This is a genomic window from Streptomyces koelreuteriae, assembly GCF_018604545.1.
In the GTDB taxonomy this organism is placed as follows: Bacteria; Actinomycetota; Actinomycetes; order Streptomycetales; family Streptomycetaceae; genus Streptomyces; species Streptomyces koelreuteriae.
Map to the genome: position 1 here is coordinate 282,305 of NZ_CP075896.1, position 24,782 is coordinate 307,086.

Consider the following 24,782-nt stretch of genomic DNA (forward strand, 5'->3'; position numbering starts at 1 on the left):
CGGCAGGCCGAACATTCTCAGCCACACCGGCGGCAGCCGACCGCACGGGATCCGCCCCGTTTACGACAGGGGCGACAGGCGTGGCAGACGACGGAGCGATCTCGTCCACGCCAGAAGCAGGCGTCGGCGCCGACACCTGGTGCGGCCCGTCCCCAGCGAGGGCGGCCGGTTCCGTGCCCGGCGGGCCCGCGGGGTGAGGCGCGGCGGGAGGCTCGGTGCCCGCACGGTACGTCTCGTGCGAGGGGGCGGCGGGCTGTGTGCTCGTCTGCTCCACCTGGTACGCGCCGGTGGCGACGGTGGTCTCGGCGGACGGCTGGGCGGACCCGTTCGACTCGCCGGTTATGGCGGACCCGTTCGAGCGGGGTGATGAAGAGCAGGTGGTCATACTCGCCTCCATGGGAAGAGTGCGGCCGCTCCTGCGCCCCCCGTCGTGTGACGAGCGACGTTACGCTGACCATTACTAGGCGCCCCCTTCACCCCGTGCCACTCGTGTGAGCCACCGGGATGACCACCCGCACGGGAAAATCCGCCGACGCGCCGACATGTCGGGCCCCGGCCGCAATACAGCCGCCGGAAACGGGAATCCACGTAAAGACACCCCGTGTCGCGGCACGCCAGGAGGAGGGCAACCCGTGGATACGACCGCAACGGTGATCACCCTGGCCGCGATTCTCGCGGCCGTCGTCCTCGTCCTCGCCGTCAGCGTCTTCCTGAGACTGGTCCGGACCCGGCGCGATCTGCGGAGCGCGGGTCTGCCCACCGGGCCGCGCTGGGTCTTCTGGGGCGCGGTCGCCTATTTCGTCCTGCCTGCCGACGTGCTGCCGGACCCGGTGTACCTGGACGACATCGGTGTTCTGCTGCTCGCTCTGCGTACCGTCCGCGGCTCCCTCGGCGAACGGGATCGCAGGACGACACGCCGGGCTGACCACGAACCGGCAAAATAACTACGGAGAGTAAGGAAACCAACCACCCGTTCGATTCGTATAAGTCTCTGGAAGCCGAAACAAGCGAGCGGCCGGGGGGCCGCGCCCAATGACCAACGCTTGGTCGGCGCAGTACCGACGAGGGAGAGACGATGCAACCGTTCGCGCTCAACTACGCGCGCCCGGCAGTGGAGTTGGAAGCTGCTATTCCGTATGTGTACGACACCGGACTGCAGTTGAACGTGCTCCTCGACGGCCGCGTCGCGGCCAGCGACTTCGGCCTGCTGAGAGAGGTGGGCACCACGACCTCCACCGCGGGCTCCAAGACCCACTTCGACGACTGACCGCGGGCCGCCGAAGATGACCGTACTGATCCTCACCTGCGAGGAGGACGTGACCGCGGACATGGTGGTCGTGCACCTGAACGCGACGGGGGTTCCGGTGGTCCGCGTCGATCCCGCAGACCTGACCGGCGGTGTCGCACTGTCGGGTGAGTTCGTCCACGGCCGCTTCCGTGGCCATCTGTCCGCCGGGGGGCGGCTGGTGAGCATCGGGGGACTGCGCTCGGTCTGGGTGCGCCGGCCCGGCACCCCGGCCGGGCGGGCGGCCCAGCCGTCCGCGTGGCTGACCGAGGAGGCCGCTCAGGCGCTCTACGGCATGCTGCGGGGCTCGGACGCGCGCTGGATGAACCACCCGGACGCGGCCCGCCGGGCCCGGCACAAGCCGTGGCAGCTCAGAGTCGCCCAGCGGTGCGGACTGCCCGTGCCGGCGACGCTGATCACGACCTTCCCGCGGGCCGCCCGCGAGTTCGCCGAGCGCTATCCGGACCTGGTGGTCAAGCCGGTGTCGGGCGCGCATCCGCAGGACCCGCCCCGGGCGGTGCCGACCAGCCGGGTCGCGCCGGACACGGACTTCTCCGCCGTCGCGTTCGGGCCGACGCTGTTACAGCGCCGGGTCGCCAAGCGGGCCGACATCCGTCTCACCGTCGTCGGTGAGCGGCTGCTGGCCGCCCGCAAGGCGACCGCCTCGGACGCGGACCCGGACGACGTCGACGTGCGCTTCGCCGCGCCCGGCTCGCCGTGGCAGCCCACCGATGTGCCGTCGTGCATCGCGGCGGGCGTCCACTCGTACCTGCGTGAGGCGGAACTGGCCTACGGGGCCTTCGACTTCGTCGAGGACGCGGACGGGACCTGGTGGTTCCTGGAGTGCAACCAGTCGGGGCAGTTCGGCTTCGTCGAGGTGGAGACGGGGCAGCCGATCGCGCGCACCATCGCCGAGTGGCTGGCCCGCCCGATCCCCGAGGAGTCGCCGCATGTCAACGGTTCGAACACAAAGGTCCGTTGAGCACCAGGGCCGGCCACGCGCCGGCCCCGGGCGGTCCCATGACGAGAGGCCTCACGGCTGGCGCGGGGCGGGGAGCATGGCCGTGCGCTGCCAGCCCGCGCCCGGGGACTGCGGGCGGTCGTAGCCGGGGGACTGTGCGGGCCGCATGACCAGCTCCAGTTCCCTGCTCACGCGTTCGGCTTCGCGGCGAACCTGTGTGGGCACATCGCCGCACTCCGCGATGAGTCGGTCGTAGATGGGGGAATCCTGGAACACCCGGCAACGTGCCTTTCTGCTCGTCGTCCCCGTGCGGGGGCAAGACTGACGAGTCTAGGCGGCCCGGCATCCCGGAGTGTGAATTCCCTGGGATGACTTGACGCAGAACGGACATCTGTGCCAGGCGAAGTGATGGGGCTCTCGGTCTCAGGCTCCCGTGGTGGAACCCGGCCGGACGATCATGAGGACGGTGACCGTCGCCCACAGGAGATTGAAGATGCCGGTGAACATGGCGAGTTGCACGGTGTTCCCGTGCTCGACGGCCTGTTCGCCGTTCAGCCGGTCGAGGAGCTCTTCCTGGCGGGGCAGGACGAAGGCGGCCAGGATCCCGGCGGCGGCCGCGGTCAGCGCGATGGAGGTGACGAGCCATCCGCTGCCCAGGACGCCCATCGCGGCACCGGTGGCGAGCCCGAGGACCGGGACGGTCAGTCCGATACCGGAGTAGACGCGGCAGATGCGGTGCAGCAGCGCGACCGTGCCGACCGCCGAGGGGCCGGCCGTCTCTCCGAGCGCCGCGGCCGCGCGGCGCGCCGCCGGCGGGAACATGCTGGCCGCGACGGTCACGGGACCGATGGCGACGATGGCGGCCAGCACATGGAGGGACAGCAGGATCTTGGTCACCGGGGCTCTTTCCACGACGTGTTCGACGATGCCGGGCCCACGTTAGGGAGCCGGGGTGAAATCTCCCATGGGCTGGAACGCCAGCTTCCAACGGGTTCTCGCCAACTCTTCCGACCTGCGCTCTCCCCTGCGGGGCCGCTCCGTCCCCGGGTCACTCTGCTGGCGGGAATCCGCCTAGGGTGGCGGGCATGCACTCCGTGGCGATCCTGGTTCTCGACCGAGTGGTGCCGTTCGACATGGCGGCACCCCAGCAGACGTTCGCCTGGACCCATATGCCGGACGGGCGTCCCGCCTACCGGGTCCGGCTGTGCGCCGAGACACCGGAGGTGCGCGCGGACGGCGGTTTCACCCTGCGCATCGACCAGGGGCTCGAGGCGCTGGCGGAGGCCGACACGATCATCGTGCCGGGCTGCTTCCCCGACGCCGCGCCGCCCTCCGCCCGGGTGCTGACGGCGCTGCGGCGGGCGGCCGAGTCCGGTACCCGGATCGCGTCCGTGTGCGTGGGTGCCTTCGTCCTGGCGGAGGCCGGGCTGCTGGACGGTTTGCGGGCCACCACGCACTGGGTGGCCGCCGGTGAACTGGCCCGGCGGTTCCCGCGGGTCGAGGTGGAGCCGGACGTGCTGTACGTGGACAACGGGCAGATCCTCACCTCGGCCGGCGCGGCGGCGGCGCTGGATCTGTGTCTGCACATGATCCGCCGGGATCTGGGGTCGGCCGTCGCGGCGAACATCGCCCGGATGTCGGTGATGCCGCTGGAACGGGAGGGCGGGCAGGCCCAGTTCATCGTGCACGAGCACCCGCCCGTGCCCCGGGGGTCGGCGTTCGAGCCGCTGCTGGAGTGGATCGAGGACCATCTCGCGCACGAGGTGACCTTGGGCACACTGGCGGCGCGGGCGGGGATGAGCGAGCGGACCTTCAGCCGCCGCTTCCGTGAGCAGACCGGCACCACGCCCTTGCAGTGGCTGCTGCGGGCGCGGGTGCGGCGCGCCCAGTATCTGCTGGAGAACACGGACCACTCGGTGGAACGGATCGCGCGCCAGGCGGGGTTCGGCTCGCCGACGGCGTTCCGGGAGCGGTTCCGCAAGGTGGTGGGCACCACGCCGTACGCGTACCGCTCGGCGTTCCACGGGAAGACGAACGCCCCGGCGGCCCGTCCATAGGCCACCGGGGCGGTACCCGGCCGTGCGCCGGGTCTCACACGTTCTCAGCCGACCAGCGTCAAGCCGTTCTCCCCGTCCGCCTCCGCGGCCTCGGACCGCCCCTTGGTGAGCAGCAGGGTGTCGGCCTTGGCGATGGCGTCGTGGATGACGGACGTTCCCATCATCACGCACAGCGTGTAGCTGACGTCCTCAAGCTCGCGTGCCGTCGTCGGCACGTGCCTCTCCGCCTGAGCGATCCTCAGCGACGCGTACCGCGTCAGCAACTCCCTGACGACCTTCCGGTCCGGTACGAGCACGTAGCGCCCCTCTCTCTGTTTTCGCTGCGTATGCCCGAACCACGCGGAACCATTCACATGTTTTACGCACCCCGGGTGGAAATGACTGGAATTGATCGGTCTGTTGTCACCGGGGGATGAAACCCCCTGTCGGAGGACTCAACTCCCCCACACAGAACGGTGATTCGCCCGGCACCTCCCGCCTCGCTGCCATAGTCGAGAGCCCCTTCGGAGGTGGTTGTGAGCACAGAGGTGAGCGGGAGCACCGCGGGACGCGTCGCCGGACTGGCCTCACGCCGGGACCGGGCTCTGGCCCCGGGAGGGCCGCGCAGACGCGGGGAGTTCTCGGCGCGGGAGCGGATCGAACGGCTCGTGGACAAGGACTCCTTCACCGAGACGGGTCTGTTCGTGCGGGCCCGGCCCGCCGGCCAGGACGCCCGCCGCCCCTACGGCGACGGGGTGGTCACCGGGTACGGCACGGTCGACGGCCGCCCGGTGTGCGTGTTCGCCCAGGACTCCACGGTGTTCGGCGGCAGCATGGGCGAGGCCTTCGGGGAGAAGACCGTCGCCCTGATGGACCTCGCCCTGAAGACCGGCTGCCCGGTGATCGGCCTGAACGACTCCGGCGGCGCCCGTATCCAGGAGGGCGTCGCCGCCCTCGCCCTCTACGCCGAGCTGGTGCGCCGCAACGTCAAGGCGTCCGGGGTGATCCCGCAGCTCTCGGTCGTCCTCGGGCCGTGCGCGGGCGGCGCCGCCTACTCCCCGGCGATCACCGACTTCACGGTGATGGTGGAGGGCGCCTCGCACATGTTCGTCACCGGCCCCGACGTCATCGAGACGGTCACCGGCGAGCGCACCACCGCCGAGGAGCTGGGCGGCGCCCGCACCAGCAACACCGTCAACGGCAACGCCCACTTCCTGGCCGCCGACGAGGAGGACGCCCTCGACACCGTGCGCGACCTGCTGTCGTACCTCCCGGCCAACAACCTGGAACGGCCCCCGGAGTACGCGCCCGGGCACGCTGCGCCCGGGGCCGGGCTCGACGAGGTCGTCCCGGACCGGCTCGGTGAGGCCTACGACATGCGGGACATCCTGCACGCGGTCGTCGACGACGGTGAACTGCTCCAGGTGCAGGAGCTGTTCGCGCCGAACATCATCTGCGCCCTGGCCCGGGTCGAGGGCCGCTCGGTGGGTGTCGTCGCCAACCAGCCGCTGTGTGCCGCCGGTGTCCTCGACATCGACGCGTCGGAGAAGGCGGCGCGGTTCGTGCGGTTCTGCGACGCGTTCGGCATCCCGCTGCTGACCTTCGCCGATGTGCCCGGGTATCTGTCCGGGGTGCGGCAGGAGCAGGCCGGGATCATCCGGCGCGGCGCGAAGCTGCTGTACGCCTACGCCGAGGCGACGGTGCCCAAGGTGACGGTGGTGGTGCGCAAGACGTACGGCGGCGGATACGCGGTGATGGGCTCCAAGCATCTGGGCGCCGACGTCAACCTCGCCTGGCCCACCGCCCGTATCGCCGTGATGGGCGCCGAGGGGGCCGTGGGCGTGCTGCACCGGCGTGAACTCGCCGCGTCCGACGACCCGGAGGCGCTGCGCGCCCGGCTTCTCGCCGCGTACGAGCGCACCCACGGCACGCCGTATCTCGCCGCCGAGCGCGGCTATGTCGACGCCGTCATCGCGCCGCGCGAGACCCGGGAGCAGATCTGCCGCGCGCTGCGCGCCCTGCGCGGCAAACGCGCGCCGATGCCGGAACGCCGGCACGGCAACATCCCGCTCTGACCTCGCCCTTCCCGACTCGTGAGCCGATTCACCCCGTACGCCGATCCGCGCCGTGAGGAGCCCCGCCTGATGGACAGCCGCCGCCCCCCGCTCGCGCCCGCGTGCCCGACGCTGCCGGAGTACGTGCGGCACTGGGCCGAGACCACCCCGGACCGCCGGGCGTTCACCTTCGTCGAGCATCCGGCACAGCACTCGCGCGGCGTACACCGCACCCTGACCTGGCGCCGCCTGGACGTACGGGTGCGGGCGCTGGCCGCGCGCCTCGCCGAGCGGGCCGGGCCCGGGGACCGGGTCGCCCTGCTGTGTCCGCAGGGCACGGAGTATGTGACCGCCTTCCTCGCGGCCCTGGCCGCGGGGCTGGTCGCCGTACCGCTGTATCCGCCGGACCTGCCCGGGCACGCGGACCGGCTGGCGGGTGTGCTGGCGGACGCTCGTCCCTCGGTGGTCGTGACCACGAGCCGGGTCCAGGACGAGGTGCGGGACTTCCTCGGTTCCGACGGGCCGCGGATCGTCCTGGCGGACCAGGTGCCCGACGACGCCGCCCGCGACTGGCGGCCCGTCCCGCCGGACGCCGACGCGACGGCCTATCTCCAGTACACCTCGGGTTCGACCCGCGCCCCGGCGGGCGTGGAGATCAGCCACGGCAATGTCGTCGCCAACGCCCGCCAGGCGCTGACCGCCTACGGTGTCGACGCCGGCCCGCTGACCTGCGTGGGCTGGCTGCCGCTCTACCACGACATGGGTCTGGTGCTCAGCGTCGCGGCCCCGGTGACACGCGGGCTGCTGTCGGTCCTCATGGACCCGGCCGCGTTCCTGCACGAGCCGGTGCGCTGGCTGCGGCTGCTCGCCGCGCATCCGAACGTGGTGAGCGCCGCGCCCAACTTCGCCTACGACTACTGCGTCGCGACCGTGACCGCCGAGCAGAAGGAGGGGCTGCGGCTCGACAGGGTCACCGCGCTGATCAACGGCAGCGAGCCGGTCCGCCCGGGCACGGCCGACCGTTTCCACGCGGCGTTCTCCGGCCAGGGCCTGGCCCCGGAGACGCACTGCCCGTCGTACGGCCTGGCCGAGGCCACCGTGTTCGTCTGCGCGGCCCGGCCGGGTGAGCCGCTCACCCGGTTCGCGCTCGACCGTGAGGCCCTGGCGGCCGGGAAGGCCCTGCCCGCGCGGCCGGACGATCCCCGGGCCGTGCTGCTGGCGGGCTGTGGCACCCCGGCGGGCCAGCGGGTCCGGGTCGCCGACCCGGTGACGCGGGCCCTGTTGTCGGAGGGGGAGGTCGGCGAGATCTGGGTGCAGGGGCCGAACGTGGGACGCGGCTACTGGAACCGGGGGCCGGGGGAGGTGTTCGGCGCGGAGTTCGCGGATTCCGCGGCCGTTCCGGGCGGCTGGCTGCGCACGGGCGATCTGGGGACGGTGCTGGAGGGGCAGTTGGTCGTCACGGGGCGGTTGAAGGACCTGATCATCGTGGACGGCCGCAATCACTATCCGCAGGACGTCGAGGCGACCGCCCAGGACGCGGACCCGGCGGTGCGCCGGGACCGGCTGGCGGCGTTCGCCGTGCCGGGCGGCGCCGGTGAGGGGGTGGTGGTCGTGGCGGAGCACGCGCGGACCGCCCGCCTCGCCGAGCTCGACGTACCGGCCGTGGTGCGTGCCGTGCGCGGCGCCGTCTCCGCCCGGCACGGGCTGCGGCTCGCCGATGTGGTCCTGGTGCCGCCGGGTACGGTGCCGCGTACCTCCAGCGGGAAGGTGTCGCGGGCGCTGACCCGGGCCCGGTATCTGGAGGGTGCGTACGGCGGCCGGGCCCGGGCGGCGACGGCGGGCAGCGCGGGATGAGGCCCGTCGACGAGGGCGCGCTGCGCCGGCTCATCGCCGAGCGGCTGGCGGCCTGGTGCGGCTCGTCCCCCGAGGCCGTCCCGATGGACCGGCCCCTGGCCGACCTCGGCATGTCGTCACGGGACGCGGTCGCCCTGGCCGGTGAGCTGTCCCGGGCGACCGGGCGGCAACTGCCGCCGACCCTGCTGTGGGAGACGCCGACCGGAGAGGCGCTGGTGGCGCGGCTGTGCGGGGCAGGATCCCCGGACACCCCGGGATTGGACGCCGCGCAGGTCCCGCGAGCCGGACTGCAGAACGGTACGGCCGAGCCGGTCGCGGTCGTCGGGATCGGCTGCCGGCTGCCCGGCGGGGTGCACGGCCCGGACGACTACTGGCGGCTGCTCAGCGAGGGCGTCGACGCGATCCGGCGCGTCCCGGAGGACCGCTGGCGCGACTTCACCGCCTTCCCGCCCGCCGACGCACACCCCTACGGCGGCTATCTCGACGACATCGCCGGATTCGACGCGGACTTCTTCCGCATCACCCCGCGCGAGGCCATCGTGATGGACCCGCAACAGCGGATCCTGCTGGAGGTCGTGCAGGAGGCGCTCGACCACGCCGCCGTACCGGCCGGGTCCCTGGCGGGCACCGCCACGGGCGTGTTCGTCGGTGTCTCCGCCCCCGAGTACGGGCAGCTCACGGGCGCCGACCCGGGCGCAGTCGATCCCTGGGCGCCGGCCGGGGGCGCCCTGAGCGTCGCCGCCGGGCGGCTCTCCTATGTCCTGGACACCCGGGGGCCGAGCATGGCCGTCGACACGGCCTGTTCGTCCTCGCTGGTCGCCGTGCACCACGCCTGTGTCAGCCTGCGCACGGGCGAGAGCGACACGGCGATCGCCGCCGGGGTCAACCTGCTGCTGTCACCGGCCGTCTCGGTCGCCTTCCGGCGAGCGGGAGCCCTCGCGCCGGACGGACGGTGCAAGCCGTTCTCGGCGTCGGCGGACGGCATCGGGCGCGGCGAGGGCTGCGCGGCCGTGATCCTCAAGCGGCTCTCCGACGCCGAACGGGACGGCGACCGTGTCCTGGCCGTCGTCCGCGCCACCGCCGTCAACTCCGACGGCCGCTCCAACGGCCTCATGGCGCCCAACCCGGCCGCTCAGCAGGCGCTCCTGCGGAACGCGTACGCACGGGCGGGGCTCGCCACAGAACTCGTCGACTACGTCGAGGCGCACGGCACCGGCACCCCGCTGGGCGACCCGATCGAGGCGGGCTCACTCGGCGCGGTGCTCGGCTCCGACCGTGACCCGGACCAGCCGCTGCTGCTGGGTTCCGTCAAGGGCAACCTCGGTCATCTGGAGTCGGCGGCGGGCATCGCGGGCCTGGTGAAGACCGTGCTGGCCCTGCATCACGACAGCCTCCCGCCCTCGCTGCACTGTGCGGAGGGCAGTTCCCTCTCCGATGACCGGCTGCGGATGGTGACCGAGCCGGAGCCCTGGCCGCGCTACGGCGGCACCGCTGTCGCGGGGGTGTCCGGGTTCGGCTTCGGCGGCACCAACGCGCATGTGGTGCTGGAGGAGGGGCCGCCCGGACTGGTCCCGACCCGGTCGGCCGAGGAGCCCGCGGCCTACCTGCACCTGCTCTCCGACCTCGACGCCGAGCGCCTGAGCGACACGGCGGGCCGTCTGGCCGACTGGCTGCGCGACAGCGCCGCGCACCCCGCCGACGTGGCCCGGACCCTGGCGGGGCGGACGGGCCGGGGTCCCGTACGGGCCGCCGTGACCGCCCGGGAGCGTACCGAACTGGCCTCTGCCCTGGGGGCGTTGGCGACAGGGCAGCCGGACGCGCGGGTGGTGACCGGGGACCGCGACCGCGTCGGGCCCGGCACTGTGTGGGTCTTCTCCGGGTACGGCAGCCAGTGGCCCGGCATGGGACGCAGGCTGCTGGCCGAGGAACCCGCGTTCGCCGCCGCCGTGGAGAAGCTCGACCCGCACCTCGCACCGGAGTGCGGCCTGTCCCTGTACGACCACCTGTCGTCCGGTGCCGGCCTCGACCGACTGGAGGTCGCCCAACCCGTCCTGTTCGGGCTGCAACTGGCGCTGGCGGAGCTGTGGCGTTCGTACGGGGTGGAGCCCGCGGCGGTGATCGGCCACTCCATGGGCGAGGTGGCGGCGGCCGTGTGCGCGGGCGCGCTGGACGTGGCGGACGGGGCGCGGGTCATCGCCGTACGGGCGCGGCTGCTGAGCGGGCTGAGCGGCGGCGCGATGGCCGTGGTGGACCTGGACGATGCCGAACTGGACTCCCTGGAAGGGGACTTCCCGGGTGTGCATGTCGCGGTGCACTCCTCACCCCGGCAGAAGGTCGTCACGGGAGAGGAAGCGGCGGTGGCCGGGCTCGTGCGCCGGTTGGAGGGGCAGGGCCGGGCGGCGCGGGCCATGCGGGTCGTCGGTGCCGGGCACTCGCCCCAGGTGGACCCGCTGCTGCCGGAGCTCGTCGACGCGCTGGCCGGTATCCGGGGGCGGCAGCCGCGTGTCCCCGTCTACTCCACCGTCCTCGACGACCCGTGCGGCGACTGCGGGTTCGGCGCGGACCACTGGGCGGCCAACCTGCGGCGGCCCGTGCGGCTGGACCGGGCGCTGGCCTCGGCCGCGGCCGACGGCCACACGGCGTTCGTCGAGATCTCGCCCCATCCGGTCCTGACGGGGGCCGTCGCCGACTCCGTTCCCGGCGCCCTCGCCCTGGCCACCCTGCGCCGGGACGCCGACGGTTCGGAGGCGTTCGCGGGACAGCTCGGCGCCCTGTACGTCGCGGGCGGGCGGCTGCCCGTGCCGCCCGGCCGGGTCGTCGACCTGCCCCTGCCCCGGTGGCGGCACATACGGCACTGGTGGACGGACGGCCGGGCACACCCCGAGCCGGTCACGGAGGATCCTCCCGTCGAAGTCGCCGAGCCCGCTTCGGTCCTAGCCCGGCTGACCCGGCACATCGCCGCCGTCACCGGCCACCCGCCCGCCCGTGTCGCCCCGGGCACCGCGCTGGCCGACCTGGGCCTGGACTCGCTGATGGCCGTCCGCGTCCGTACCGCGGTGGAGCGCGAGTTCGGCATCGCGCTGCCCCTGCGCGACCTGTTCGCCGCCGTCACCGTCGAGGACGCCGCCGCCCGGATCCGGCAGGCCCTCCCCCGCGAGGACACCCCGCTGCGCCCGCTGCGTGCCACCGGTTCACGGCCCCCGCTGTTTCTCGTCCACGCCGCGGGCGGCCCGGTCGCCGTCTACCGCACGCTCGCCGAACGGCTCGGGGACGACCGGCCGGTGTACGGGCTGGAGCGGATCGAGGAGGCCCGGACCGTGCCGGAGAAGGCGCGGCGCTACGCCGAGGCGATCAACGCCGCTCACCCCGACGGGCCGTGTGTGCTGGGCGGCTGGTCCTTCGGCGGCTTCGTCGCCCAGGAGACCGCGCGGCAGCTGACCGCCGCGGGGCGGGAGGTGCCGCTGGTCGTGCTGATCGACTCCGTACGCCCGCTCCCCCGGCCGGGACTGACACGGGCCGATCGGATCCGGGCGCATGTCGAGGGCTTCGCCCGCCACGTCGCCGACACCTGGGGCGTGCGGCTGGAGTTGCCGTACGACGAGCTGGTGGCCCTGGACGACGACGGGGCCCGTATCGACACCGTGCTGCGGGCTCTGAGCGAGGCCGCCGATGTGCCGGCCGCCGCGCTGGAGCATCAGCGGGCCTCCTATCTGGACCTGGGCATCGGGGAGTCGCACCGGCCCGGGGACCACGACGGGCCGGTGGTCCTCTACCGGGCCACCGAGCCCGCGCCGCACACCGTGCGCGACCCGGCGTACGAGCGGGACGACGAGGCGCTGGGCTGGGACGAGGTGTGCCCGCGCCTGGAGGTCGTGCCGGTGCCCGGTCACCATCTGTCGCTGCTCGATCCGCCGCACGTCGACGAGATCGCCGCCCATCTGAGCCGGGTGCTCGCCGAGCGGGCCCCCTGATACCGGAACCCGAGGAGCCGCCATGTCCGACCTGTCGCCGAAGCCCGCCGCCGGAGTGTCCCGGCGCACCGTCGCCAGAGCGACGGCCGCCGCCGGTCTCGCCGCACTGTTCGGGGCCGCGAGCGGCACGGCCCGTGCCGGGGCGGCCACCCGGCTCGGGCCGCGCACGCTGGACGTGTCCGTGCCCTCCGCCGCACTCGGCCGCAGCGCGCCCGTCCGGCTGATCCTGCCGTCGGACTTCGGTACGCGGCCGGAGCGGAGGTACCCCGTGCTGTATCTGCTGCACGGCGCTCACGACGACTACACGTCCTGGACCCGCGAGACGGACATCGAGGCCTTCACCGAGGACCGCGGCCTGATCGTGGCGATGCCGGACGCGGGCCCCACCGGCATCCCCACGGTGTGGCGCGGCGGCCCCGACTACGAGACCTTCCAGGTCGAGGAGGTGCCGGCGCTGCTCGCCCGGGACTACCGGGCCTCCGGAGTGCAGGCGGTCGCCGGGGTCTCCACCGGCGGCTACGGCGCGATGGCCCACGCGGCCCGCCACCCTGGCGCGTTCAAGGCCGCGGCCTCCTACAGCGGCATCCTCGACACCACCGCCCCCGGTGTTCCCGCCATCATGGACGCCATCGTGGCCCGGGAGAACCTGCCGGCCCAGTCCCTGTGGGGTCATCCGCTGCTCAACGCCCTGACCTGGCGCGACTTCAACCCGCGGACCCGCGCCACCGGGCTGCGCGGCACCGCCCTGTACGTCTCGCAGGGCAGCGGAGTGGGCCCGGGCAGCGGCGATCCGCTGCCCGGGGTGCTGGAGAGCGCCCTGTGGCCCTCGGCCCAGGGCTTCGCCGGGGCGCTGGCCCTGCTGGGCATCCGGGCCACCACGCACTTCTACTCGGGAGGAGGACACGACTGGCCCTACTGGAAGCGGGAGTTCACCGCCTCGTGGCCGATGCTCGCCCCCGCACTGGGCGTGCCGGAGTGACGGGGGTGCCGTCGGGGCACGGAACGGAGCGGAGGGGACGTCCGTCCAACACAGGACTTCCCGCTCGTCCCACCGGCAACAGCCCGCGGGTGAGCCGCTTCCGGTCGAAAGGAGTGTCCGTGATGGCCGTGCCCACCCCGCACGGCGTGCCGGACCGTCCCGGCACGCCGCCGGTGCCGCCCGAGCTCGCGGAGCTGCTGCGCGCCCAACTGGCCGCCGTCGCCGACCTGGTGGAGGAAGAGGTCTGCCGTCAGGTTCCCGAGTACGCGCGTCCCGCCGACGGGACGTACCGCAGGAATCTGCGGTCCGGGGTGGTGCAGGCGCTCACCCTGTTCGTCGACCACATCGCCGATCCGCGCGATGACGGGGGCGCGATCGCGGCGACGTACTACGAACTGGGGCGCGGCGAGGCTCTGGAGGGCCGCAGCCTGGACGCGTTGCAGTCCGCGCTGCGGGTGGGCGGACTGCACGCCTGGCGGCTGATGGGCTCCACTGCGGAGCAGCTGGGCCTCGACTCCACCGTCGTCGCCGCGCTCGGTGAGCTGGCGTTCCGGACCGTGCACGAGGTCGCCCAGGCGGCAGCGGCCGGCTACGCGGAGGCCCAGCTGCGCAGCACCGACGAGCTGGAGCGGCGCCGCAGGCGGTTGCTGGACCTGCTGCTGGAGGACGGTCCGGTGGCGCTGGAGGCCGTGCAGGATCTGGCCCACGGCGCGCGCTGGCCGGTGCCCCGGACGGTCGCCGTGGTGGCGCTCGCGGCGGCGCCGGACCGGCGGGAGGAGGACCGGCCGCTGGCGGCGGCGGGCGCGCTGGTGGACATGGAGTCCCGGCCGCCGCGCATGCTGGTGCCCGACCCGGACGGCTCGGGCCGCTTCGGCCGGGCGTTCACGCTCGCCCTGCGCGGCCGGCCCGCCGCGATCGGCCCGACGGTGGCGGTCACGGAGGCGGCGCGATCGCTGCGCCTGGCCACCAGGGCGCTCGGGCTGATGGGGCGTGGCATCCTGCCCCGCCAGGGCGTGGAGCACTGCTCCGACCATCTGTCGACCCTGCTGCTGTACGGCGACGAGCCGCTGCTGGAGCGGCTTCAGGCGCGGGTCATGGCGCCGCTCGACGCGGTATCGGCGGGGCAGCGCGAGCGGCTCGCCGAGACACTGCTGGCCTGGCTGCTCAGCGGCAGCAATGTGCCGGACGTGGCCGCGCGGCTGCACATCCACCCGCAGACGGTCCGCTACCGCCTGCGCCAGCTGGAGAAGCTGTTCGGGGACGCCCTGCACGATCCGGGCACCCGCCTCGATCTCATTCTCGCGTTGCGCGCGGAATCGCTGCACACACCGCAGAACTGACTGCCGCATTCGGCGTCGTACTCAATCGGCGACAAAAAACAGCGGGGATTCCATAATCCCGTCCATAACTCCCGGCAGGCGAAAGCGAATACGTTCGGGCCGTCCTTTTTCGCAGGCGCTTCACGCGCCTCACACGCGGAGGATCCCCCATGCGTATCCGTTTGTGTCTCGCCGCGCTCTCGCTGGCCGGCGGGGCCGGGCTCGCCACCCTCTCGGCTCCCCCGGCCTCGGCCGCGGCCTGCTCCGACGTGGAACTCGTCTCGGCACGCGGCACCTTCGAGCCCGGGACGCTCGGCTTCATCGTCGGCGACCCGGTGCTTTCCGCGCTGCAGAAGAAAGCAGCGGGCAAAAACCTGACCAGCTACAAGGTGAACTATCCAGCCGACCTCTCCCCGACGTCGGCGGCGCAGGGCAATCTGGACCTGGTGAACCATGTGAAGAGCCAGGCCGCCGCCTGCCCGAACCAGAAGTTCGTTCTCGTCGGCTATTCGCAGGGCGCGAACGTCGTCGACAACTCGATCGGCATCAGCAGCGCGGGCGCGGTCGTCGGCAGCCCCATCGTGGCCACACTGCCCGCCGCGGTCGAGCCGAAGGTCGCGGCGGTGCTGCTGTTCGGCAACCCGATCCGGGCCCTCGGCAAGAGCGTCACCGGCACCTACCAGAGCCGCACCCTGGACCTCTGCGCCCAGGGCGACCCCGTCTGCGAGAACGGCGGGGGTGACGTCGGGGCGCATCTGAGCTACCGCGACGACGCCGACGCGGCCGCCACGTTCGCCGCGGCCAGGCTCTGAGGCAGGCCAGGCTCTGAGCCTCACCGGCACATCAAGGGGCCCGGGAGGATCTCCTCCCGGGCCCCGTTTCCGGTGTCTAGCGGGGTGACCGGGCGAACCCGGCGAGGCTGGTGGAGACGATCTCGGGACCGCCGTCGTTCTGCGTGGGCGCGGCGGTCAGCACGTCGAGGTGCTGATAGCCGTCGGCGACCACGGGGTGCAGCTCCGGCGGCACCCGGCCGGCCAGCAGTCCCTCACCGGCGAGGACGGTGAGCACCGGGTTGGCGGTGAGCCCGCCCGGATGGACGACGAGCTTCTTCACCTGCGGCGAGGTGGAGAGCTGGATGTCCGTGACCAGCTTGGTCGGGAAGTACTGCTCGGTGAAGTCCAGCGGCTGCTCGGCGAGGCTGCGGGCCAGTTGCCGAATGTCGGTGACCTCCTCGCCCGCACCGGTGAACGGGGTGCCGTCGGCCGACCGGTAGCCGGGGTCGTCGGGGTCGCCGACGCGGTCGTAGTTGCGCCAGGTGTAGAGGGGGCCCTCGGGCCGGTCCGGGATGGCCTTGTACGCGGTGCCGTAGAGACCGGGCTGCTGCGCACCGCCGTTGGCGACGGGGAAGCTCTTGTCGGCGATGGGCCCGCCGTCGAAGAAGCCGACGCTGGTCTGCAGGAACGCCAGCGGTACGGAGTTGTCGTCCAGCAGCGCCCCGAGCACCGCCCCGTTGGTGAGCCGGAAGTCCTTCACGGACGGCGAGCCGCTGAGGAACGCGGCGGTGTCCTTGGCGAACAGGAAGCGGTTGGTGGCCTCGATGTTGAGGTTGGAGGGCAGATAGCTCGGCAGGTCGGCCTCACCCTCCAGATCGTTGAGGGCGCCGAGGCCCGCGATGCCGAGCAGCATCATGGTCTCGGGGTTGAGCAGCACCGGCGCGGACAGCGTGCGAGACAGCAGTCCGCTGTCCAGTCCGGCCTGGACGACGCCGTAACCGAGGCCGATGTCGGGCAGGTTGGTGTCGTCGGGCAGGTTGCCGCTGAGGTCGGCGAGCGACGTGGAGACGGTGGTGTCGAGGGCGAAGTAGCCGGCGCACTGGTTGTACCCGGCGTCCGCCGTGGTGGCCCGGTTTCCGTCGAAGTCGGCGGCGGCGAAGTACCCGGTGACGACACCGCCCAGCGAGTGCCCGCCGCACAGCACCTTCCGCTTGCGCTGCGCCTGGTCGGGCAACTCGGCGGTGAGCAGGTCGTACTGGTCCCGTACGGTCTGCTCGATCCCGAGCTTCGCCATCCAGCCCAGTTCTCCGTTGCCCGCGTAGCCGCCGAAGGTCCGGCCGTCGACCTGCTTGCCCCGGTAGTAGTAGTCGACGGCGCTGTGCTGGTCGCCGGAGGCGATGCCGGTGTGGTCCTCCAGACAGTTGGAGCGCCGGTCCAGCGCCCAGAACTCGATGGGCGCGCCCTGCTCGGCGGCCCTGGCCACGGTGTTGCGGGCGACGCTGTCGAACGCCCCGGCACCTTCCAGGATGCCGGGCTGGGCGATGAGGATCCGGTCCGCGCCGGCCGACTCGGCGGGCCCGCCTGCCGAGCGGTAGCGCAGATACGACAGCCAGTCACACGCGGCCGGACGAGGCCCGGCCGACTCCGGCAGCGGCACCTTCACCCGTACGACCGACTCGGTCACCCCGGTGACGGGGGACGTCGACGCGACCGGCGTCTCGGTTCGCGCCCCGTCGGCCCGGGCGCCCGGGGCGGCGGCCGTGAGTGTCCCGGCGGTCAGCAGTACCGCGAGCGCGGCACCGCGCCACTTCCCTCTGCTCCTGCGGTTCATGTCCATGCCACGGACGCTAGGGCGGTGGCGGGAGGGCCCTCAGGGGGTGCTGACGAGAATTCAGTTTCCCGGTCGCGCCTTGTCACCGGCGCACAGCGCACCCGGCATCGAGACCTCGGGACCCCGGTCCGTACCGGTTCGTCCCGCGAATGGTCCAGGCCGAGCTGCGAAACGGCGTTTTCGGGAGCATGGTGGGGCTATGGACGGTCAACCCCCCGTGGTCGTGCAGCCGCCCGCGTCGGACGGCGGACGGCTGGTGACCATCCACGGCGAGCGCATGGGCGTCGCCTACAGCCTGTTCGACGTGCTGGACCTCCTGCACCGCGAGGGCCTGCCCACCCATGACACGGCCGTCGACGACACCGAGCTGATCGAGTGGCGCGGCGGAGGCCCGTACGACTGGAACAGCGGGGAGCCCGGGTCCGACGAGGCGTGAGCTTCGGGGCGATACCTGAAGGCACTGCCCCGGACGGCCCGGATTTCGGACAGCACTCCGCCTAGTCCGACCCTGGTTCCGCCTCTGCCCCCTCGGCCAGCCGGTCGCGCTGGGCGGGCGTCAGGGCGAGGTCCGCCGCGGCGAGGTTCTCCTCCAGGTGCTCGATCCGGGCCGTACCGGGGATCGGCAGGACGACCGGTGCGCGGTCGAGGAGCCAGGCGAGCGCGACCTGCGTGGGTGTGGCCCCGAGGTCGGCCGCCACGGCGGCGATCTCGGCCTGGGCCCCCGCCTTCCCCCACGCCACGGGCCGCCACGGCAGGAAGGCGATACCGGCCGCCGCGCATGCCGCGAGTACGGGCTCGTGCTCCCGGTCGAGGAGGTTGTAGCGGTTCTGCACGCTCACGACGTCGACGATCTGCCGCGCCTCGGCCAGCTCGGCGACGGTGACCTCCGACAGCCCGATCCGTCCGACCAGGCCCTCGGTCTGCAGCTCCCGCAGCGTGCCGAGCTGGTCGGCGAGCGGTGTGTCGGGGTCGATCCGGTGCAGCTGGAGCAGTTCGATCCGCTCGACCCGCAGCCGGCGCAGCGCCTGCTCGACCTGGGCGCGCAGGATCCCGGGCCGTCCGTCGTACTTCCACTCGCCGCCCGGGCCGGTCCGCGCGACACCGACCTTGGTGGTGATCAGCAGCCCCTCCGGGTAGGGGTGCAGCGCCTCGGCGAGCAGTTCCTCGTTGGCTCCCTCGCCGTACAGATGCGCCGTGTCGATCAGGGTGACGCCCAGCTCCACGGCCCGCCGGGCGACCGCGAGGGCGTTCTCCCGGTCGGGCCCGGGCTCGGTCGGCAGATGCATGGCTCCGAAACCGAGCCGGCGCACGTCCAGATCCCCGCCGATGCGGAACATGGTCGATGTCATGAGCTGTCGCCGCCCCCTCCGCTCAAAGGCCAACGCTAACAACTCGGTTGCCGACCACCGCGGCTTTTCGGCACCCGCCCCGCGCCCCGCTCCCCCGCCCCCTGCGCGGCGCGCTCGGCGAGCCGTTGTCAGTGCCCGGCGCTACGCTGCGCGCACATGACCCTTTTGTCCCTCCGGGAGGTTCACATGGTCACGCGCCTCAATCCGTACCTCACCTTCAACGGCGAAGCCCGGCAGGCGATGGAGTTCTACAAGGAGGTCTTCGGCGGCAGCCTCACCCTCAACAGCTATGGCGACTTCGGCCAGGCGGACGCCCCGAACGCCGACAAGATCATGCACGGCATGCTGGAGACCACCAGCGGCTTCACCCTGATGGGCGCCGACAACCCGCCCGGTATGGAGTCCGCGCCGGGCAACCCCTTCTCCGTGAGTCTGAGCGGCGACGACGACGCCGAGCTGCGCGGCTACTGGGAGAAGCTGTCGGAGAACGGCTCGGTGTCGGTGCCGCTGGAGAAGCAGATGTGGGGCGACGAGTTCGGCATGTGTACGGACCGCTTCGGCACCCCGTGGATGGTCAACATCGGCAGAACGGAGAGCTGAGCGGGACCGGCCGGGGCAAGCCGGCTACTCCGTCCGCGCCGGGCCGCTCGTCCCCCGTATCACCGGCTTCGGGTCCAGCACCGCCTCGCGCGGCTGCGGTTCCCCGTCCTCCAGTCGCTCGACGGCGAAGCGGACGGCGTGTTCGGCCATCCGGGTCGCATCCTGACGGACCGTGGTCAGGCCGATCGGCGTCAGATGGGAGAGGTGGCTGTCGTCGTGGCCGACGACGGACAGATCGCGCGGCACCTCGATGCCCGCCCGGGTGAGGGACATCAGCAGGCCCATCGCGCAGCGGTCGTTGCCGGCGAGGACCGCCGTCGGCAGCGGCTGCCCGCTGTCGCGCTCGGCCAGGAGCAGCAGGCCGGTCTCGACACCGGAGCCCTCGGTGTGACGGCCGGGAATCACCCGGGCCTCGGCCTCCAGGCCGTGGCGGCGCATCGCGGCGCGGTAGGCACGCCGCCGCTCCGCCGAACCGGGACCGCGTCCGCCGTCGATGTGCACGATCCGGCGGTGCCCCAGCTCCACCAGATGGTCCATGGCCTGCCGGACGCCCTTGCCCTCGGCGGAATGGACGAAGTCGACATGGGCCTGGGGCACGCGGCGGCTGACCGAGACCGTGAGCGTGCGCTGCCCGAGTTCGCCGAGGTATTCGGGCTGGGCGTCCGGGCCGAGCAGGATCACCGCCTCGCAGCGGTGGCTGAGCAGCGCCTCGACCGCCTTGGCCTCGCTGCGCCCCTGGGTGGCGCCGGAGAGCGGGACGTCGTATCCGAGCCGCTCGGCCTCGGGACAGATGCCGGTGATGAGATCCGTGTGGAAGGTCTGGTGCACGGCGAACATCACGCCGAGCGTGCGACTGCGGCCGCGGGCCGGCAGCCGGGCCGCGCTGTCGGGCCGGTAACCGATCTCGTCGGCCACGCGCAGGACCCGCGCAATCTTTCGCGTCGGTCTCTCGGGTACCCTCCGCCCGGCCATCGACAGGTAAGGAGCGGCCATGGACGTCAGGGATGACACGACAGCAGCCTCGAACCCGGCCCCGGCCCCGGCCGGCGGCGTCGCGGACGAGAGCCCGCCCGCGGTCTCCCGGCGGCTGCGGATGATCACCATCATCGCCACGTTCGGCGGTCTGCTCTTCGGCTACGACACGGGCGTCATCAACGGCGCCCTGCCCTATATGACCGACGACCTCGGCCTGACCCCGGTCACCGAGGGCATGGTCACCAGCTCGCTGCTGCTGGGTGCCGCGCTGGGCGCGGTGACCGGCGGCCGGTTGTCGGACGCGCGCGGAAGGCGGCACAACATCCTGCTGCTGGCCGTGCTGTTCTTCGTCGGCGCGCTCGGCTGCACGCTCGCCCCGACGACCGAGGTGATGATCGTGGCGCGGTTCGTGCTCGGTCTCGCGGTCGGCGGCGCCTCGGTGACCGTGCCGGTGTATCTCGCGGAGGTGTCGCCCGCCGAGCGGCGCGGTGCTCTCGTCACCCGGAACGAGCTGATGATCGTCTCCGGTCAGCTGCTGGCGTTCACGTCCAACGCGATCATCGCGCGGCTCGGCGGCGAGTCCGGCGGTGTGTGGCGCTGGATGCTGGTCATCGCCACCCTGCCGGCGGTGGTGCTCTGGTTCGGGATGCTGGTGATGCCGGAGAGCCCGCGCTGGCTGGCCTCCCAGAGCCGCTTCGGCGAGGCCCTCGACGTCCTCAAGCAGGTGCGGTCCCAGGCCCGGGCCGAGGCCGAGCTGAAGGAGGTCTCCGCGCTCGCCGTCAAGGACGAGCGGGAGAAGCTCGGCGGCTGGCAGGACATCAAGAGCACACCGTGGGTGCGCAAGCTGATGTTCGTCGGGTTCGGCATCGCGATCGTGCAGCAGATCACCGGCGTCAACACGATCATGTACTACGGCACGCAGATCCTCACCGACGCCGGTTTCACCGCCGACAGCGCGCTGACGGCGAACATCGCCAACGGTGTGATCTCGGTGCTGGCCACCTTCGTCGGCATCTGGCTGCTCGGGCGGGTCGACCGCCGCCCGATGCTGATGACCGGCCAGCTCGGCACGACCGTCGCCCTGTTGCTGATCGGCGTGTTCTCCCTCGTGCTGCCCTCCGGTGATCCGCGGGCGTTCGCGGTGCTCGCCATGACGGTCACCTTCCTCGCCTTCCAGCAGGGCGCGATCTCGCCGGTGACCTGGCTGATGCTGTCGGAGATCTTCCCGATGCGGATGCGCGGCTTCGGCATGGGGGTCGCGGCCGTGGTGCTGTGGCTGACCAACTTCGTGATCGGCCTGGTCTTCCCGTCCCTGGTCTCCGGCATCGGGATATCCAGCACCTTCTTCCTGTTCGTGGTGGCGGGCCTGCTCTCCCTCACCTTCGTGAAGCTGTACGTCCCCGAGACCAGGGGCCGCACCCTCGAGACCCTCGAGGCGGAGCTTCGGGCGCGCTTTTCCTGAGCGAGGTCGACTGGGACACCTTCGGCGTTCATGCCCGACCGGATGCGGAAGGAGCTCGCCGCGTAGGAACCGGGGTCGTGAGGACGACGAGCTGCCGGGTGGCCCTGGTCATCGCGACATAGCGGTCGACCGCTCCTTCGACGCCGGTGCCGAAGTCCTCCGGGTCGACGAGGACGACCAGATCGAACTCCAGCCCCTTCGACAGCTCCGGGGTCAGCGACCGGACGCGGGAGGAAGAGGGCCGGAACGCGGGATCGCCGATGACACAGGCGATCCCCTCGGCGTGGGCGGCCAGCCAGGTGTCGAGGACCGAGTGCAGCTCCGCGGCGGCTCCGTGGACGACGGGGACGCCGCCGCTGCGGATGGAGGTCGGCACGTTGGCGTCCGGGAGCACGGTGCGGATGACCGGCTCGGCCTCCGTCATGATCTCCTCCGGCGTGCGGTAGTTGATGCTCAGGGAAGCCAGGTCGATCCTGCCGAACCCGACCCGTTCCAGCCGCTCCCGCCATGACTCCGTGAAGCCGTGCCGGGCCTGGGCGCGGTCCCCGACGATGGTGAAGCTCCGGGACGGGCAGCGCAGCAGCAGCATCTGCCATTCCGCGTCGGTCAGTTCCTGGGCCTCGTCCACGACGATGTGCGCGAAGGGGCCGGTGAGCACGTCCGGTTCGACGGTGGTCAGTTCGGCCTCGTTGACCAGGCTGACCTGGGCGTCCTCGCCGCGCAGCATGGACACCAGGCCTTCGCCCTCGTCACCGTCGGCGCCCGAGTTGGCCGTGGCCTCGATCAGGGTGTCGACGACCCGCGCCATGTGCTCGCGCTGGCCGGCGAGGACGGCCTTGTTCCGGCGCCCCCGCCTGGCCGCCTCCGGGTCGCCGAGCCGCTGCCGTGCGGCGTCCAGGATCGGCAGGTCGGAGACCGTCCAGGCCCGGGCGTCCGCGCGCTGCAGCGTGCGGACCTCGTCGCGGCTCAGCCAGGGCGCGCACATCCGCAGATAGGCGGGCACCGACCACAGGTCCGACACGAGGTCGGTCGCTTCGAGCAGCGGCCAGGCGCGATTGAAGGCCGTGAGCAGTTCCCTGTTCCGCGACAGCGATCTGCGCAGGAGGTCCGTCGACACGTCGCCGTCGTGCTTGTCCTCGATGATCGTGAGCAGTTCCTCCCAGACCTGCTCACGCGCCTCGTTGTGCGGGGTGCCGGGTTCCGCCGCCGCGAAGGCCACGGCCCAGTCGCGGGCGCCGAGGTGGACGTCGTTCCAGTGGGTCGTGACGGTCATCGGCTCGGTGGGCGGCTCCTCGTAGAACGCGACGGCCTTCTCGATGGCCCTCACCATGTCCGCGGTCGACTTCAGGCGGGCCACGTCCGGGTCGGTCTCGGTCCCGGCCGTGGCTCCCTCGTCGACGAGGTCCCGCAGGACGCAGGTCTGTACGCCCTCCTCGCCGAGGCCGGGCAGGACGTCGGAGACGTAGGACAGGTAGGGCCGGTGCGGGCCGACGAAGAGCACGCTGCCCCGGCGGTGCTGTCCGAGGCGCGGGTCGGAGTAGAGGAGGTAGGCGGAGCGGTGCAGGGCGACGACGGTCTTGCCGGTGCCCGGGCCGCCGTCGACGACGAGGGCGCCGCGGGAGCCCGCGCGGATGATGGCGTCCTGGTCGGCCTGGATGGTGCCGAGCACGTCCCGCATCCGGGGCGAGCGGTCGGTGCCCAGGCTGGCGATGAAGGCGGACTGGTCGTCGAGCGCGGCGTGCCCGGAGATGCCGTCCGCGGTGAACACCTCGTCCCAGTAGTCGCCGATCCGGCCGCCGGTCCAGCGGTATCGGCGGCGGCTGGCCAGGCCCATGGGGTCGGCGTGGGTGGCTCCGAAGAAGGGCTCGGCGGCGGGGGAACGCCAGTCGACCAGGAGCCGGCGGCCCTCGCCGTCCGTGAGGCCGAGGCGTCCCACGTACACGGGATCGGAGTCGTCGGCGCCGACCATGTGCCCGAGGCACAGGTCCAGTCCGAAGCGGCGCAGTGTGCGCAGCCGGCCGGTGAGCCGGTGGATCTCCGCGTCCCGGTCCATCGCCTGCCGGCCCGTGCCGCCGGGTGCCCGGCGCTCGGCCTCCAGCCGGCCGGACACCTCGGCGATCGACTGCTCCAGGCACGCGGCGACGGCGGCGAAGTGCCGCTCGTCCCCGGCGATCAGCGCGGGGTCGGCCTTGTGGGCGAGGCGGTCGGGAAGAGCGAACGCGCTCGTGGTCAGGGGGGTCACGTCATGCTCCCGTTTGCGCAGGTCCTGGGCTTAGGCCGGACAGTTTGCGGCATGGAGGGGGCCTTGCCGCAAGACCCCCTGTGCGCTATAAGTTGAGAGTGGCAAGGAGACAGCTCCTTGCCTTTCTTTTTGTCCGGCCCTCCCGGTCGTCGGTCCATTCCCTGTGGCACTCTCTTCGTTCAGGCACCGTGGAGAGGCGGCGGTATGCGGATAGGACTGCTGGGCACCGGACCGTGGGCGCAGATGGCCCACGCACCCGCACTGAGCCGGCACGGAAAGCTGGACTTCGCCGGTGTGTGGGGCCGCCGTCCCGAGGCCGCGAAGGAGCTGGCCGAGCTGCACGGCGTGCGCGCGTACGACGACGCCGACGAACTGTTCGCCGATGTGGACGCGGTCGCCGTGGCGCTGCCTCCCCAGGTGCAGGCGGACCTGGCCGCGCGGGCGGCCCGGGCCGGGTGCCATCTGCTGCTCGACAAGCCTCTCGCGCCGACGGTGGAGCAGGGGCGGGCCGTGGTCGAGGCCGTCGAGGAGGCGGGGGTCGCCTCGGTCGTGTTCTTCACGACCCGCTTCCAGCCGGAGCCGGAGGCGTGGATCGCCGAACAGGCGGGAGTGCCGGGCTGGTTCACGGGGCGGGCGCAGTGGCTCGGGGCGGTGTTCACCAGCGAGAGCCCCTTCGCGACGCCGTGGCGGCGGGAGAAGGGCGCCCTGTGGGACGTCGGGCCGCACGCCCTGTCCGTGCTGCTGCCGGTACTCGGCGACGTACGGCGCGTGACGGCCGCCGCCTACGGTCCCGGGGACACGGTGCATGTCGTCCTCGACCATGCCGTCGGCGCATCGAGCACCCTCACCCTGAGCCTGACAGCCCCGCCCGCCGCCGCCGGTGCCGCGGTGGAGTTGCGGGGAGAGGCCGGGGTCGCCGTCCTGCCGGAGAGCTCCGACGGAGCGGTGCCCGCCCTGATGCGGGCCGCGGACGCCCTGCTCACCGCGGCCCGCACCGGTCGTCCGCACGCCTGCGACGCGGCCTTCGGCCTCCGTGTCACGGAGATCCTCACGGCGGCCGACGACCTGCTGAACGGCGGCGCACGCTAGTG

The 24,782-nt window shown here is 72.6% G+C and carries 21 protein-coding genes; 14 read left to right on the forward strand and 7 right to left on the reverse strand.

Translation table 11 applies throughout. From position 1 onward, the window contains the following. The first annotated feature begins 632 nt into the window (after positions 1 to 632). The 3 genes from KJK29_RS01235 (at position 633) to tgmB (ending at position 2,267) form a co-directional block, all read left to right on the forward strand. On the forward strand, positions 633 to 944 hold the full coding sequence (locus tag KJK29_RS01235) for a YkvA family protein (protein ID WP_215116713.1): 312 nt from the start codon (positions 633 to 635) through the stop codon (positions 942 to 944). Between the two features lie 131 nt (positions 945 to 1,075). Continuing rightward, positions 1,076 to 1,267 (forward strand): putative ATP-grasp-modified RiPP, encoded by a 192-nt coding sequence (tgmA, locus tag KJK29_RS01240; protein WP_193482685.1) that lies wholly within the window; start codon positions 1,076 to 1,078, stop codon positions 1,265 to 1,267. A 16-nt stretch (positions 1,268 to 1,283) separates the two neighbouring features. Further along, positions 1,284 to 2,267 (forward strand): ATP-grasp ribosomal peptide maturase, encoded by a 984-nt coding sequence (gene tgmB, locus KJK29_RS01245; protein ID WP_215116714.1) that lies wholly within the window; start codon positions 1,284 to 1,286, stop codon positions 2,265 to 2,267. Between the two features lie 51 nt (positions 2,268 to 2,318). On the opposite strand, the gene KJK29_RS01250 is transcribed toward tgmB, so the two are convergent. Further along, a complete protein-coding gene (locus tag KJK29_RS01250; protein WP_215116715.1) occupies positions 2,319 to 2,522 on the reverse strand; it encodes a hypothetical protein in 204 nt (67 codons plus the stop codon). 147 nt (positions 2,523 to 2,669) lie between these two features. Continuing rightward, positions 2,670 to 3,143, reverse strand: coding sequence for a hypothetical protein (locus KJK29_RS01255; RefSeq protein WP_215116716.1), 474 nt, complete (start codon positions 3,141 to 3,143; stop codon positions 2,670 to 2,672). A 188-nt stretch (positions 3,144 to 3,331) separates the two neighbouring features. Here KJK29_RS01255 and KJK29_RS01260 point away from each other — a divergent pair, with 188 nt between their 5' ends. Next, complete coding sequence (locus KJK29_RS01260) at positions 3,332 to 4,303, forward strand: GlxA family transcriptional regulator (protein ID WP_215116717.1); 972 nt, start codon at positions 3,332 to 3,334, stop codon at positions 4,301 to 4,303. 44 nt (positions 4,304 to 4,347) lie between these two features. Here KJK29_RS01260 and KJK29_RS01265 read toward each other — a convergent pair whose 3' ends face one another. Beyond that, on the reverse strand, positions 4,348 to 4,599 hold the full coding sequence (locus KJK29_RS01265) for a DUF5133 domain-containing protein (protein WP_215116718.1): 252 nt from the start codon (positions 4,597 to 4,599) through the stop codon (positions 4,348 to 4,350). Positions 4,600 to 4,818: 219 nt separating this feature from the next. Here KJK29_RS01265 and KJK29_RS01270 point away from each other — a divergent pair, with 219 nt between their 5' ends. The 6 genes from KJK29_RS01270 to KJK29_RS01295 all read left to right on the forward strand — a co-directional run bounded on the left by KJK29_RS01270 (position 4,819) and on the right by KJK29_RS01295 (position 15,271). Further along, positions 4,819 to 6,357, forward strand: a complete 1,539-nt coding sequence (locus tag KJK29_RS01270; protein WP_251057668.1) for an acyl-CoA carboxylase subunit beta — start codon at positions 4,819 to 4,821, stop codon at positions 6,355 to 6,357. 69 nt (positions 6,358 to 6,426) lie between these two features. Then, on the forward strand, positions 6,427 to 8,190 hold the full coding sequence (locus KJK29_RS01275) for a fatty acyl-AMP ligase (protein ID WP_215116719.1): 1,764 nt from the start codon (positions 6,427 to 6,429) through the stop codon (positions 8,188 to 8,190). Further along, positions 8,187 to 12,161, forward strand: a complete 3,975-nt coding sequence (locus KJK29_RS01280; protein ID WP_215116720.1) for a type I polyketide synthase — start codon at positions 8,187 to 8,189, stop codon at positions 12,159 to 12,161. The genes KJK29_RS01275 and KJK29_RS01280 overlap by 4 nt, the downstream gene beginning before the upstream one ends. A 22-nt stretch (positions 12,162 to 12,183) precedes the next feature. Beyond that, positions 12,184 to 13,140 (forward strand): alpha/beta hydrolase, encoded by a 957-nt coding sequence (locus tag KJK29_RS01285; protein ID WP_215116721.1) that lies wholly within the window; start codon positions 12,184 to 12,186, stop codon positions 13,138 to 13,140. Between the two features lie 122 nt (positions 13,141 to 13,262). Further along, on the forward strand, positions 13,263 to 14,480 hold the full coding sequence (locus KJK29_RS01290) for a PucR family transcriptional regulator (RefSeq protein ID WP_215116722.1): 1,218 nt from the start codon (positions 13,263 to 13,265) through the stop codon (positions 14,478 to 14,480). A gap of 149 nt (positions 14,481 to 14,629) precedes the next feature. Further along, on the forward strand, positions 14,630 to 15,271 hold the full coding sequence (locus KJK29_RS01295; protein WP_215116723.1) for a cutinase family protein: 642 nt from the start codon (positions 14,630 to 14,632) through the stop codon (positions 15,269 to 15,271). A 76-nt stretch (positions 15,272 to 15,347) separates the two neighbouring features. Here KJK29_RS01295 and KJK29_RS01300 read toward each other — a convergent pair whose 3' ends face one another. After that, positions 15,348 to 17,069 carry a hypothetical protein gene (locus KJK29_RS01300; protein ID WP_215116724.1) on the reverse strand — a complete coding sequence of 574 codons (1,722 nt, stop codon included), beginning with the start codon at positions 17,067 to 17,069 and terminating at the stop codon, positions 15,348 to 15,350. 193 nt (positions 17,070 to 17,262) lie between these two features. Between KJK29_RS01300 and KJK29_RS01305 the strand changes: the two genes are divergently transcribed. Continuing rightward, positions 17,263 to 17,499 carry a hypothetical protein gene (locus KJK29_RS01305; RefSeq protein ID WP_215116725.1) on the forward strand — a complete coding sequence of 79 codons (237 nt, stop codon included), beginning with the start codon at positions 17,263 to 17,265 and terminating at the stop codon, positions 17,497 to 17,499. Positions 17,500 to 17,560: 61 nt separating this feature from the next. Here the strand turns inward: KJK29_RS01305 and KJK29_RS01310 are convergent, their stop codons facing one another. Then, positions 17,561 to 18,412 (reverse strand): aldo/keto reductase, encoded by an 852-nt coding sequence (locus KJK29_RS01310; RefSeq protein ID WP_215116726.1) that lies wholly within the window; start codon positions 18,410 to 18,412, stop codon positions 17,561 to 17,563. A gap of 186 nt (positions 18,413 to 18,598) precedes the next feature. Between KJK29_RS01310 and KJK29_RS01315 the strand changes: the two genes are divergently transcribed. Next, the gene (locus tag KJK29_RS01315; RefSeq protein WP_215116727.1) at positions 18,599 to 19,012 is read left to right on the forward strand and encodes a VOC family protein; all 414 of its coding nucleotides are present in this window, start codon (positions 18,599 to 18,601) and stop codon (positions 19,010 to 19,012) included. Between the two features lie 24 nt (positions 19,013 to 19,036). Here KJK29_RS01315 and KJK29_RS01320 read toward each other — a convergent pair whose 3' ends face one another. Beyond that, on the reverse strand, positions 19,037 to 19,984 hold the full coding sequence (locus KJK29_RS01320; protein WP_370869190.1) for a LacI family DNA-binding transcriptional regulator: 948 nt from the start codon (positions 19,982 to 19,984) through the stop codon (positions 19,037 to 19,039). A gap of 19 nt (positions 19,985 to 20,003) precedes the next feature. Here KJK29_RS01320 and KJK29_RS01325 point away from each other — a divergent pair, with 19 nt between their 5' ends. After that, entirely contained in the window at positions 20,004 to 21,449 is a 1,446-nt protein-coding gene (locus tag KJK29_RS01325; protein WP_215116728.1) for a sugar porter family MFS transporter, read from the forward strand. A 28-nt stretch (positions 21,450 to 21,477) separates the two neighbouring features. Here the strand turns inward: KJK29_RS01325 and helR are convergent, their stop codons facing one another. Further along, positions 21,478 to 23,691, reverse strand: a complete 2,214-nt coding sequence (helR, locus tag KJK29_RS01330; protein WP_215116729.1) for an RNA polymerase recycling motor ATPase HelR — start codon at positions 23,689 to 23,691, stop codon at positions 21,478 to 21,480. A gap of 204 nt (positions 23,692 to 23,895) precedes the next feature. Between helR and KJK29_RS01335 the strand changes: the two genes are divergently transcribed. Further along, on the forward strand, positions 23,896 to 24,780 hold the full coding sequence (locus KJK29_RS01335) for a Gfo/Idh/MocA family protein (RefSeq protein ID WP_215116730.1): 885 nt from the start codon (positions 23,896 to 23,898) through the stop codon (positions 24,778 to 24,780). The last annotated feature ends 2 nt before the right edge of the window (positions 24,781 to 24,782 follow it).

Coding starts and splice junctions, on each gene's coding strand:
- tgmA (WP_193482685.1), top strand. CDS start 1,076: ATGCAACCGTTCGCGCTCAACTACGCGCGCCCGGCAGTGGAGTTGGAA.
- tgmB (WP_215116714.1), top strand. CDS start 1,284: ATGACCGTACTGATCCTCACCTGCGAGGAGGACGTGACCGCGGACATG.
- KJK29_RS01260 (WP_215116717.1), top strand. CDS start 3,332: ATGCACTCCGTGGCGATCCTGGTTCTCGACCGAGTGGTGCCGTTCGAC.
- KJK29_RS01275 (WP_215116719.1), top strand. CDS start 6,427: ATGGACAGCCGCCGCCCCCCGCTCGCGCCCGCGTGCCCGACGCTGCCG.
- KJK29_RS01280 (WP_215116720.1), top strand. CDS start 8,187: ATGAGGCCCGTCGACGAGGGCGCGCTGCGCCGGCTCATCGCCGAGCGG.
- KJK29_RS01285 (WP_215116721.1), top strand. CDS start 12,184: ATGTCCGACCTGTCGCCGAAGCCCGCCGCCGGAGTGTCCCGGCGCACC.
- KJK29_RS01290 (WP_215116722.1), top strand. CDS start 13,263: ATGGCCGTGCCCACCCCGCACGGCGTGCCGGACCGTCCCGGCACGCCG.
- KJK29_RS01295 (WP_215116723.1), top strand. CDS start 14,630: ATGCGTATCCGTTTGTGTCTCGCCGCGCTCTCGCTGGCCGGCGGGGCC.
- KJK29_RS01300 (WP_215116724.1), bottom strand. CDS start 17,069: ATGGACATGAACCGCAGGAGCAGAGGGAAGTGGCGCGGTGCCGCGCTC.
- KJK29_RS01305 (WP_215116725.1), top strand. CDS start 17,263: ATGGACGGTCAACCCCCCGTGGTCGTGCAGCCGCCCGCGTCGGACGGC.
- KJK29_RS01310 (WP_215116726.1), bottom strand. CDS start 18,412: ATGACATCGACCATGTTCCGCATCGGCGGGGATCTGGACGTGCGCCGG.
- KJK29_RS01315 (WP_215116727.1), top strand. CDS start 18,599: ATGGTCACGCGCCTCAATCCGTACCTCACCTTCAACGGCGAAGCCCGG.
- KJK29_RS01320 (WP_370869190.1), bottom strand. CDS start 19,984: ATGGCCGGGCGGAGGGTACCCGAGAGACCGACGCGAAAGATTGCGCGG.
- KJK29_RS01325 (WP_215116728.1), top strand. CDS start 20,004: ATGGACGTCAGGGATGACACGACAGCAGCCTCGAACCCGGCCCCGGCC.
- KJK29_RS01335 (WP_215116730.1), top strand. CDS start 23,896: ATGCGGATAGGACTGCTGGGCACCGGACCGTGGGCGCAGATGGCCCAC.